The organism is Jeotgalicoccus aerolatus (genome assembly GCF_014635205.1).
Lineage (GTDB): Bacteria > Bacillota > Bacilli > Staphylococcales > Salinicoccaceae > Jeotgalicoccus > Jeotgalicoccus aerolatus.
In genome coordinates this window covers 191,584-203,041 of record NZ_BMCN01000004.1, presented here as the reverse complement: position 1 = coordinate 203,041, position 11,458 = coordinate 191,584, and the positions used below count along the sequence as shown (strand labels likewise).

The 11,458-nt window shown below is 38.8% G+C and carries 12 protein-coding genes; 4 read left to right on the top strand and 8 right to left on the bottom strand.

The genetic code is table 11. The features are described 5' to 3' along the window. Positions 1-585: 585 nt before the first annotated feature. The gene (locus IEU81_RS10875) at positions 586-981 is read left to right on the top strand and encodes a DUF2614 family zinc ribbon-containing protein (protein ID WP_092596093.1); all 396 of its coding nucleotides are present in this window, start codon (positions 586-588) and stop codon (positions 979-981) included. A gap of 91 nt (positions 982-1,072) precedes the next feature. Here the strand turns inward: IEU81_RS10875 and perR are convergent, their stop codons facing one another. The 3 genes from perR to bcp form a co-directional block, all read right to left on the bottom strand. Continuing rightward, the gene (gene perR / locus IEU81_RS10870) at positions 1,073-1,519 is read right to left on the bottom strand and encodes a peroxide-responsive transcriptional repressor PerR (RefSeq protein ID WP_092596102.1); all 447 of its coding nucleotides are present in this window, start codon (positions 1,517-1,519) and stop codon (positions 1,073-1,075) included. Positions 1,520-1,599: 80 nt separating this feature from the next. Further along, positions 1,600-2,532 carry an NAD(P)-dependent oxidoreductase gene (locus IEU81_RS10865; protein WP_186091025.1) on the bottom strand — a complete coding sequence of 311 codons (933 nt, stop codon included), beginning with the start codon at positions 2,530-2,532 and terminating at the stop codon, positions 1,600-1,602. 6 nt (positions 2,533-2,538) lie between these two features. Continuing rightward, positions 2,539-2,985 (bottom strand): thioredoxin-dependent thiol peroxidase, encoded by a 447-nt coding sequence (bcp, locus tag IEU81_RS10860; RefSeq protein ID WP_092596106.1) that lies wholly within the window; start codon positions 2,983-2,985, stop codon positions 2,539-2,541. 148 nt (positions 2,986-3,133) lie between these two features. Here bcp and IEU81_RS10855 point away from each other — a divergent pair, with 148 nt between their 5' ends. Together IEU81_RS10855 and IEU81_RS10850 are read left to right on the top strand one after the other, a co-directional pair. Next, positions 3,134-4,426, top strand: a complete 1,293-nt coding sequence (locus tag IEU81_RS10855) for a glutamate-1-semialdehyde 2,1-aminomutase (protein WP_092596108.1) — start codon at positions 3,134-3,136, stop codon at positions 4,424-4,426. A gap of 11 nt (positions 4,427-4,437) precedes the next feature. Next, on the top strand, positions 4,438-5,547 hold the full coding sequence (locus tag IEU81_RS10850; protein ID WP_092596115.1) for an FUSC family protein: 1,110 nt from the start codon (positions 4,438-4,440) through the stop codon (positions 5,545-5,547). A gap of 34 nt (positions 5,548-5,581) precedes the next feature. Here the strand turns inward: IEU81_RS10850 and IEU81_RS10845 are convergent, their stop codons facing one another. The 4 genes from IEU81_RS10845 to mutY form a co-directional block, all read right to left on the bottom strand. After that, positions 5,582-6,190, bottom strand: coding sequence for a DNA-3-methyladenine glycosylase (locus IEU81_RS10845; RefSeq protein ID WP_231957242.1), 609 nt, complete (start codon positions 6,188-6,190; stop codon positions 5,582-5,584). Positions 6,191-6,207: 17 nt separating this feature from the next. Next, entirely contained in the window at positions 6,208-7,944 is a 1,737-nt protein-coding gene (locus IEU81_RS10840; RefSeq protein ID WP_092596118.1) for an ABC transporter ATP-binding protein, read from the bottom strand. Between the two features lie 50 nt (positions 7,945-7,994). Beyond that, positions 7,995-8,531 (bottom strand): nucleoside tri-diphosphate phosphatase, encoded by a 537-nt coding sequence (gene ntdP, locus IEU81_RS10835; protein ID WP_186091023.1) that lies wholly within the window; start codon positions 8,529-8,531, stop codon positions 7,995-7,997. 64 nt (positions 8,532-8,595) lie between these two features. Then, complete coding sequence (mutY, locus tag IEU81_RS10830) at positions 8,596-9,633, bottom strand: A/G-specific adenine glycosylase (protein WP_186091022.1); 1,038 nt, start codon at positions 9,631-9,633, stop codon at positions 8,596-8,598. A gap of 64 nt (positions 9,634-9,697) precedes the next feature. Between mutY and IEU81_RS10825 the strand changes: the two genes are divergently transcribed. Then, the gene (locus IEU81_RS10825; protein ID WP_186091021.1) at positions 9,698-10,675 is read left to right on the top strand and encodes a metal-dependent hydrolase; all 978 of its coding nucleotides are present in this window, start codon (positions 9,698-9,700) and stop codon (positions 10,673-10,675) included. Positions 10,676-10,688: 13 nt separating this feature from the next. On the opposite strand, the gene IEU81_RS10820 is transcribed toward IEU81_RS10825, so the two are convergent. Next, on the bottom strand, positions 10,689-11,450 hold the full coding sequence (locus tag IEU81_RS10820; protein WP_186091019.1) for a hypothetical protein: 762 nt from the start codon (positions 11,448-11,450) through the stop codon (positions 10,689-10,691). Between the last annotated feature and the right edge of the window lie 8 nt (positions 11,451-11,458).

The following is an 11,458-nucleotide window of genomic DNA, read 5'->3' as shown; positions in this document are numbered from 1 at the left end:
TTTATATTGTTCGCCTCAATCTGTGCTCCTATATAATAGAAGACTTTTTTATTCGGAATTAAACGTTGACATATTGTCATTCAGTTTTCAATGTTCTTTGTGTTAAACTTTATGTTTTTTCTGTTAAGCTCTTGTTGACTGCTCAATTATCTTAACATGTCTATTTTTCAGATGCAAGACTTATTTTAAGTTTTTGTTAAGTTTTTGTTACGTCGTGTTTTTCACGACTTTTAAATCTTAACACATTCAAGTTTCGAATGCAAACTCTTTTTTAAAGTCTTTGTTAAGTTTTGTTGTGTCGTGTTTTAACGACTTTTATATCTTAACATATCTACTTTGTTTGACGCAAGACTTTTTTAAAATCTTTTATTAAGAATCAGTTGTTTTGTCTCTGTCGTATTTTGACGACTTTTATATAATATCAAGTATCCCTCTGTTCGTCAACACTCTTTTCTAAAAATAATTAACATCATGTTTAGAAATGTTACAACTTCGTAACGGACTGTTAATTTGGTAAAATGAATACTTGATATATACTATCATATAGAGACGAGAAAGTATAGAATAATTTTAGAGGTGACATATATGAAAAAACCCGGCAATAAAATCATGCGTATACGCGGCTGGGCTCTCGCTATGATATTCATAGGTATGGCAGTAATGTATCTCGGTATATTTTTTAGAGAGACACCATGGGCAATGATGATCTTTCTCATATTAGGTACCTTACCGATTCTGCTCAGCTTTGTTATTTACTTCTGGGTCGGCATGATCAGTACAAGAACAGTTACTGTTCAATGTCCGAACTGCGAACGTCATACGAAAATTCTTGGCAGAGTCGATTACTGTCAGCATTGTAAAGAGCCTTTAACTTTAGATCAGGAACTCGAAGGTGAAGAATTTACTACTGATTATAATGTTAAACACCGCAGAGAGAAAAAGATCAATGAAATACGCAGCAATGATAATAAAGAAAACTAAAAAAGTTCCGCAGCTGGCCAGCTGCGGAACTTTTTTAAATATGCTAGTTGTATTATAGAAGAAACACACTTTTTGAATAGACTGGCACAGCCTACTCCTTGCCGCTGCATTCAGGGCACACACCGTAAATTTCTAAACGGTGATGGCTGACATCGTAATCCGTAACGAGTCCAGCAAGATGTTCTACTTCTTCTAATGCCGGGTATTGAAAATCCGTAATTTTTCCGCATTCGCTGCAGATGATATGATAGTGCGGGACTGAGTTAAAATCGAAACGGCTCGATGAATCGCCGTAAGTCAGTTCTTTAACCAGACCAGTCTGCTTAAATAATTTTAAATTATTATAAACTGTAGCGACACTCATATTTGGAAAATCGCCGGACAGTGATTGAAATATATCATCGGCAGTCGGATGCACTTCACTCTCAACTAAGAAGTTGAGTACAGCTTTTCTCTGAGGTGTAATTCTGACGCCTGTTTTTTTAAGCGTCTCCAGAGACTCTGCGAAATGGTCATGATGAGTATCTATCATCTTCATATGACTGATCCTTCCTTCTATTTATATATACCTTAATATAACTATTGTACTTTGAACATAAAAACCTTGTCAAACTATTATTAATATCCTTTATTATAATCAATCACGTTTTGCATATCTAAAGGCGAATCAATATGCTTCAGATTATCGAGGAATATATCGAACGCTCTGACAATATACATACTGGTTTTAGCTGAACAGTGCGGTGTAATTGTTAAATTATCGTAGTTGTACAGCGGACTGTCTTGTGTGAGCGGTTCTTCATTAAATACATCCGAAAGTATATGCGCAATATATTTCTCTTCCAATACTTCGATGAGAACATCATCCGACATGACTGTTCCCCTGCCTATATTTAAAAATACCGCATCCTCTTTCATTACTTTAAAGGTATCAGTCTGAAGGAAATTTGTCGTACTCGGTGTAGACGGTAAAATATTTACCATCATATCAGCTGTCTGGATACGCTGATTCAGCTCTTCTATAGGATAGGTCTGATCAAATCCTTCAATAGAACGTCCATTAGTATTGTAACCTGTAGTTTTTACACCGAATACTTGAAGTGTTTTAGCCAGGTGGCTGCCGATACTCCCCGTTCCGAGTATATGGGCTTTTTTGCCATACAGCTCTTCAGATTTAGAATAAGTAATCCATTCATTATTCTTTTGAGCTTCATTTAAAACAGAAAACTTCTTATAATATTGAAGCAGCAGTCCGACTGCAAATTCCGTCATCGGGATTTTATGAATTCCCGTTGAATTTGTAACTGCAGCTTTATCAAAAATATCTTTAGGAATTTCATCGATTCCGGCACTCATAACATGAACCCACTTAAGATTTTTAAATCGGGCCGCTTCTCCCTCGTTTAAATCGCCGCCGTATGTGACAAAAATGTCCGTAGCTGCTTTAATTTCATCGGTCATATTTTCTTTTTCTACATATAAGTAGTTATATTCTTCGTTTATTTTCTCTGTCATATATTCTTTGAGCTTGACTGTTGAAGTAATATTCATTGATGTTCACCCCTCTTTAAGAAAATCTTTTAACTCATCAGCATGGTCTGCTGCTTTCACATTATCAAATCGTTTTAATATATTTGAATTCTCATCGATTACAAAAGTCGTTCTTGTTATGCCATCAAATTCTTTGCCGAAAGCTTTTTTCGGACCGTATACTCCAAGTTCGGAAGACAATTTAAAATCTTCATCCACAAGAAGATCAAAGTTCAGATCATGTTTTTCAATAAAGTTCTGGTGTTTCTTTTTACTGTCTCCGCTTACTCCATATACTTTAACCCCGAGTTCATTCATGTCGCTCATACTGTCTCTCATATCGCATGCCTGCGTTGTACAGCCCGGTGTATTATCTTTCGGATAAAAATATATTACTGTAGTACCTTCCAATGAATTATTAGACACGACTTCCCCGTTCTGATTTTCTAATGCAAATTCCGGAAATTTATTCATCTTCTATCATCCTTCTCATGGTTTTTCATTATATATTCATCTTACCCTTTATTGTGAATACTTTAAACCATTCTACTTCCTTAAATAATCAGCTGAAATATGGTATTATATTGAATGAATAAATTTGACGAAAAGTAAGGATGAAATTATGTATAATCATACGAATTCAAAGAAATTGCAAATCGATGCTGAAGAAGTCATTTTAGGTGGCGTCAATTCACCATCAAGATCATACAAAGCTGTGGGCGGCGGCGCACCATTGGTTATGGAAAGAGCAGAAGGTCCATACTTTTATGATGTCGACGGCAACAAGTACATCGATTATCTTGCTGCTTACGGCCCGATTATTACCGGGCACGCACATCCAAGAATTCACGAAGCGATCACTGAACAATCGAGCAAAGGTATCCTTTACGGTACATCAACACAGCTCGAGATTGACTTTGCAAGAAAACTTAGAAAAGCGATCCCTTCTCTTGAACGCGTGCGTTTCGTCAACTCCGGCACGGAAGCAGTAATGACAACGATTCGCGTTGCCCGTGCATACACAAATAGAAATAAAATTATTAAATTCGAAGGATGCTACCACGGTCATTCTGATCTGGTTCTAGTTGCAGCTGGCAGCGGACCTTCACAACTTGGCACTCCGGATTCTGCAGGCGTACCGGCAGGTGTCGCAGAAGACGTTATCACTGTTCCTTTCAATAATATTGATGATTTTAAAACAGCAATCGAACACTTCAAAGATGAGATTGCAGCAGTTTTAGTAGAACCTATCGTCGGTAATTTCGGAATTGTTGAACCCGAAGAGGGCTTCCTGCAGGCAGTGAACGATATCGCACATGACAACGGCTCGCTCGTTATATACGATGAAGTAATTACTGCATTCAGATTTACTTACGGCTCAGCTACCGACATCGTCGGAGTCACACCGGATTTAACTGCGATGGGTAAAATCATTGGCGGCGGCACACCAATTGGCGCATACGGCGGCAGACTAGATATTATGGAAAAAGTGGCACCGCTCGGTGCAGCATATCAGGCAGGAACAATGGCAGGTAATCCACTGTCGATGGCAGCAGGCATTGCGTGTCTCGAAGTGCTTGAACAGCCGGGAGTTTATGATGAACTGGAAAGACTCGGAGCCAAACTTGAAGACGGTCTAAATGAATTAATAAAAAATTATAATATTACAGCGCAAATTAACCGCTTGGTCGGTGCACTGACCATTTACTTTACTGATGAAAAAGTTACAGAATATAATCAGGCAGAAAGAAGTGACGGAGAAGTATTTGCTAAGTTCTTCAGAGGCCTGATTAAACGAGGCATCAACATTGCACCTTCAAAATACGAAGCATGGTTTTTAACGACAGAACATACAGATAAAGATATTGATGATACACTGGACATAGTTGAAGATGTGTTCAAAAATGAACTTTAGGAGTTGGTGCCATGCGTTTTGGTGCTAGAGTATTAAAAACGGGTATAGCCGTTGTTCTCACTTTCTTAATTACTAATCAAATCGGCTTGGCCCCGGCGCTAATCGCGGGGATTGCTTCAGTGAATGCCCTGCAGCCAAATGTATACCGTTCGCTGGAGACAACTTGGAATCAGTTTAGAGGTAACACCATCGGGGCAATTTCTGCCATCGTTATGGTGCTCCTGTTCGGCAACAATGTTCTGATTATTGGACTGACTGTCATACTGGTTCTTGCTATGCTGCTGTTTTTCAAACTTCAAAGCGTTTCTACGCTGGCAGTCATTACAGTCGTTGCCATTATGGATGTGCCGTTTGGTGTCGATCTCAGTACAACAGACTTCCTTATTACTGCAGGCACACGTTTCTCATTAGTAATGATTGGTGTTCTTGTATCGCTGCTCGTCAATCTGGTCTTTATCCCGCCGCGCTACGAAACGAAGATGTATTATAACTGTTTTAATATTGCTAATGATATTTTTAAATGGATGCGTCTTGAATTAAATGCGGTCACTGAATCACAAAATGTTAAAAAAGATCTGGAACAGCTCCAGTCACGGGTGACCAAGTTAGAAACGATGTACATGTGGTATAAAGAAGAACGAAATTTATTTAAGAGACAGCGTTTTGGCGATCATCGCCGGAAAGTATTGTTTAAGCATTTAATTGCTTCTACAAGACAGGCTTATAATCTTCTAAAACGGATTAACCGTTACGAAAATGACTATAACCACTTGCCGGATGATTTAAAATATCACATTCGTATCGAAATGGATGAGATGATGGCTTATCACGAACAAGTATTTATGAAGTTTACTGAAAAAATCAAACCGGAAACATCAGAACTGTACGTGGAAGGCAGCCATTATTTTGAAGAAACACTGATGGCACACTTCCTAAAAGAATATTCACAGCTGACTGATGAAGACGATAAAATCCAGTACGAAAATATACTGGAAATTATTACTTCACTGCACGAATATTCACGTTCAGTCGACCGTGTAGACAGACTTGCCAACAGTTTTTTCAGTTATCATACTGACAATAATAAAATAGATATCCAGGACGAAACTTTGGATATATAAAAAACCTGCAGGGAATAATTCCCCGCAGGTTTTTTTACTGCCAGCCGTTATTGTCTGCTGCTTGACCTTTAAACTTACTGACGTGCGGATTCCCTTTCACAACGAAACGATATAAATAATCCGCCGCTTCTTCCTTATTATCAATACCAATACGTACTGTTTCTTCAATTGCTGAAGGCACTCTTCCACTGTGAACATGAAGGTATTCGCTGTTAATTTTAAGTCCGTTATGGTCGGTTCTGTTAATACCCAGCGCCTTTGTGAGTTTGCCGGGACCCGCAGTTAAATCCTCATCTTTATTCCGTCTCTTTTTCATCGTATCAATGCCGCGATGAGGTTCGATACCCCGAATCAGCACCCCTTCCGGTTGATCCGTTGTCGTTACAAAATTCATGCAGTTGTGGCCATGCATAGAATAAACGTAAATATGACCGTAGGGTTCAAACATCATGGCATTCTTTTTTGTGATTTTCCCGCCAAAAGTATGTGAAGCTCTGTCATTCAAACCGAGATATGCCTCAACTTCTGTAATAAAACCGCTTGTCAGCTCTCCGTTTATTTCCGTTACAATTTCAACACCGAGCAGCTGTCTTGCTGCGCTCAGTGTATCGCCGCTCAAAAAATTTATATTCAAATTGTTCACTGTACTAAACCATTCCTTTATAAGCCTTGAATATCGTAAAGATTTTTATATGATCCGTCTTTAATCATTAATTCATTGTGCGTCCCAGTTTCCGTAATCTGACCATTTTCAATGACGACGATTTTATCTGCATGAGTCACTGTAGACAGCCTATGGGCAACAACCAATGTCGTTCTGTTTGTAGACAGCTGATCCAATGTATCCTGAATAATACTTTCACTTTCAAGATCAAGTGCGCTGGTCGCTTCATCTAATATTAAGATTGGCGGATTTTTAAGAAATACACGTGCGATGGCAATCCGCTGCTTCTGACCGCCTGACAGTTTCACACCACGTTCACCGACAGTCGTATCATAGCCGTTTTCTAAATTCATAATAAATTCATGAGCATTTGCCCTTTTAGCTGCCAAAATCACTTCTTCTTCTGAAGCATCCGGTTCTGCCAGCAGGATATTCTCCTTAATTGAATCCGAGAATAGGATATTATCCTGCATGACAATACCTAAATTATCTCTCAGTGATCGGACGGTAACATCTCTAATATCCTGACCGTCAATTTTAATACTGCCGCCTGTCACATCGTAAAATCTTGGTATTAACGATACCAGCGAAGATTTTCCGCCGCCGCTCATACCAACAAAGGCGACTGTTTTCCCTACCGGGATATCAAGATTAATATTTTCTAAAATATTATTATCATTTTCATCGTATTTAAATGATACATTATCAATTTCAATATGACCCTGCACGTCTGAAATCGGCTGTGCATTCTCTTTATCTTTTACGTCGTAAGGGACATCAAACAAATTAAATACCCTGTCCATGGATGCGATACTTTGAGTCAGTGCAGTTGAAGAAGATACAAGTCTTCTTAACGGGCCGTACAATCTTTCTAAATATGCAACGAATGCCGCCAGAACACCGACAGTTAAATCACCATTGATAACGAGAAAAGTCCCGTAGCCGATTACTATTAACGGCCCGATATCCGTAATCGTATTCACCACCATAAAACTGTAGGCTGTCCATCTTGAATGATCTAAGGCTTTAGTTAAGAAGTTGTTATTCGTTTTATCGAACCGTTCTTCTTCATTGTCTTCAATAGCAAAACTTTTAACGACGTTAATCCCCTGCACTCTTTCGTGCAGAAAACCTTGGACTTCTGCAAGCGCCTGCGAACGGTTTCTTGTTTTGGCACGCAGTCTGCCAAAGAAATACCAGACACCAAAAATATAAAACGGGAATATCGCCATAGATGCGAAAGTCAGTTCAATATTTAAATTAAACATAATCACCAGTGCAATAATAATGGTGACAAGATCCAGCCAGACATTCATAAGTCCGGTCATTATAAAATCTTTAGTCTGTTCAACATCATTGATGACACGGGAAATAACTTCCCCTACTTTGTTGTTGGAATAAAATTTGGCACTTAGCATCTGAAGATGTCCGTATAACTTTTTCCTGATATCATACAAAATTTTGTTGCTGGTGCGCTGGGCTAAGTATTGTCTGAAGAATTCTACCGGGGGTCTGACAACTACAAATATCACGCCGAATACCAGCAGTATTTGTATCAGCATCGTCATTCGTTCATCGTTTGCAAGTCCATCTGCGAGAATTATGCTGTCTATAGCATATGCGACGAGTAAAGGGATGAGGAGCGGAATACCGAATTTAAGTACACCGATCAAAATAGTTAAACCGATAATTCCAAAATAAGGTTTAACAAATTGCATGTAACGTCTGATCATTTATGTTCCTCCAAAAAATTAGTAAAACCAATCAACGCTATGCCGATTGGTTAATGTTCATTATTAAAGCGATGGTGCCATACCTTTATAAAATCTGGAGCAAACGGCCCTTTTTTGTGTTCAATCCACTGCTGCAGTTCATCGACGTTATATTTTAATATTGCGTCGATACTTTCCGGATAATTCATTTTACTCCGGTGAACTTTATACTCATCTTCATCCAGTAAATGATACTTGCCGTCCGGATATACTTTTATATCCAAATCATAGTCGATGTATTTAATTGCCTCGTCATCACAAGCATATGGCGAAGATAAGTTGCAGTAATAGTAAACACCGTCATCTCTAAACATACAGATGACATTAAACCAAAAATCTTTGTGGAAATAAACGATCGCGGGTTCGCGTGTGACCCATTTACGCCCGTCACTTTCCGTCACAAGCGTGCGGTTATTCCCACCAATAACGACGTGATCTGTTCCTTTAAGAATCGTCGTTTCACTCCATACCCGGTGGATCTTACCATCATGTTTATAGCTCTGAATCCTCATTTTTGTTCCCTCTTTTGGGATGGATTCCATCACCATAATACTGCCACCACCTTTATTATTTACGTAAACAGTATAGCACAGCGCTATTATTATTAAAAATTTACAGCCCTGATTCACCTTCGGGGTAAATTAATTGAATCATCTTCTGCATCGCGACACTCATCGGCAGATTTTGCAGGTCGCTGAGCGGGATAAAATCCTCATTGTGGTCTGCTGTATACACTATATACCCTTCCATATACCATATTTTATGAGTGAAGATATGTTTATGGCTGCCAATCGGCGCACTCGGCTGACTGAGCGTCAGATTATATTTTTCTTCAATGGATTCTATCGAAGTATCTACATCGAATCTCGGCAGTTCATACATTCCTTTTAATAGATCGTCTTCCTGCTTAATCAGCATGATTTCATCTTTATCATTTAAGATAAAGAACACATTATAGTAATATTCCTGCTTGGCTTTTTGTTTCTTCTTAAGCGGATACTCCATAACCTCGTTGGCTTTTTCAGCTTCACAGTGTGCTTTAACCGGACAAATGAGACATTTGGGCGTCCGCGGCGTACATATTATCGCACCAAGCTCCATGAGCGCCTGATTGTAATCTCCCGCTTCAAGTGGCATGTCGCTTTCTATATACTTTTTAACATCCTTTTGAACCGATGCTTTTGTCATATCCCGCTTATCTCTGTTTAACCTCGACATTACCCTGAGCACGTTGCCGTCTACTGCTGCAAGCTGATTATTAAAAGCAATACTCTGTACAGCACCTCCGATATAAGGTCCGACACCTTTCAATTTAAAAAACTCATCGGGATTATCCGGTACTTTTGAATCATATTTTTCCTGGACTTCTTTTACAGCATGCTGGAAATTTCGGATTCTATTATAGTAGCCGAGCCCTTCCCAATCTTTTAACAGTGCTTGTTCATCCGCTTCTGCCAGTGCGTCCAGATCTTTATATTTTGTTATAAATTTCTCATAATAGGGTATAACAGTAATAACTTGAGTCTGCTGCAGCATAACTTCGCTGAGCCATATTTTAAAAGGATCAGATGTCTGCCGCCATGGCAGCTGTCTTTTATTTGCCTGATACCAATTCAGTAAGGTATTATTAAATACCGGTCTTTTGAACATATACACTCACCTTTTAAATATAATGATATAAAAATAAAATTGCCGTATATACGGAGGGGAAATCATGGATACATTAACACATACATTAATGGGCGGCTCTATAGTCGGCCTCGCTCACATCGACCCGGCTGTCGATCCTATGACTGCCGGATTTATCACAACAGTCGTCGGAGCATCGTTGATTCCCGACCTTGATACAATTTTAAAGTTGAAAAATAATGCAGTATATATTAAGAACCACAGAGGGATTACTCACTCATTGCCTTTTACTATCATAACCTGGCCGCTCTTGCTCGCGGTGCTGAGCAGCACCTTTTTTGATTTGCCATTTGTAAATATGTATTTGTGGTCCTTATTTGCCGTCTCGCTTCATGTCTTTTCGGATATTTTTAACGCCTACGGCACCCAGGCGCTTCGGCCGTTCGATCACACATGGCTGCAGCTCGGTTTTATCAATACTATCGATATCCCTATGATTGTCATGCATCTGATATACTTCGCTTTATGGTATATCGGATTTAATCCGGTGATGCTGTTTATCGTCTTATATGCAGTCATGGCGCTTTACTATATCGGTCGTTACCTTTATAAGAGGTATTTAATTAACAAAATTAAAGAACGACTGCAGGACGAAAACATTACTCGTGTCCTCTGTTTGCCGACCTTGCATTTTAATCAATGGCGGGTCGTTGCAGTTACAGAACAGGCGTACTACGTTGGCCGCACCTTTAAAGGACAAGTTGTTTTCTACGACCGCTTTGAAAAAATCGGTCCCTTGGAAGGCGAACTGTTTGAAGCAGTTAAAGACGATAAGAATTTTAAAGCTTTCACATTCTTTTCCTCTATTTACCGTTATGAAATTAAAGATATCAGCCATAATACAGTAGAAGTCAGATATATCGACCTCAGATATTTAAAAGATGGCCATTATCCTTTCGTCTGCATTATGCTTTTGGATAAGGATGATTACGACGTCCAGTCAAGTTACACCGGCTGGGTCTATTCAGAAACAAAACTTCAACAAAAATTAGCCAGTAATTAAAATGACAGCATGCCTATAAATCAGGCATGCTGTTTTTATCATTATACAACTGTATTTTCATTTTGCTGTACGCTTCAAACATCCACAAGTACAATATTGCGACCTGTGTAACATATAAAACATCGTAAGGCAGTCGATTGACAGACCATGCCTGATGAATTGCATTATTCTGAAGTCCATTAATTACATAATAAAATGGATTTAAGCTCAATATATTTTCTATGACTGACGGCAGCTGTTCCGGCAAATAGAATACCGGGACGATCAACAGTACGATAATAAACAAAATCGGATTAATTTTACTGGTGTTAATATGAATCGATGCACCGAGAAACAACATGGTAAATGGAATCACAAGAATAACACCCAGCAAAATATAATAAATCAGCGAATAAATATTCATCATCCAATTATCGACAAACAGCGCTGCAAAAGCACTGTACATAGTTATAAAAATAATAAACATAATGGTCTGGTAAATCATCGTCGGTAATATTCTTAAATATAAAGGAATATAATTCACTTTTAGAATGGAATCTTTAACGTAGGCTTCATTTTTATTCAGAATAACCATGCTGAAAATCCATACCGCGGCTGTAAAGCCGACTGCACTGTACAGTACGCGAACCATCGTATCATCTTCGGCGGTAAAAAAGCCGATAAATAAAAGCGCGAGCCCGGCAAGATATATGAGTGCCGGTGTTAAATTCAGGAGGGTAAAACGGTCAGCCTGCCTGAATACACGTCGAAATAAATATTTAAATCTGTAATTCATATCGGCAG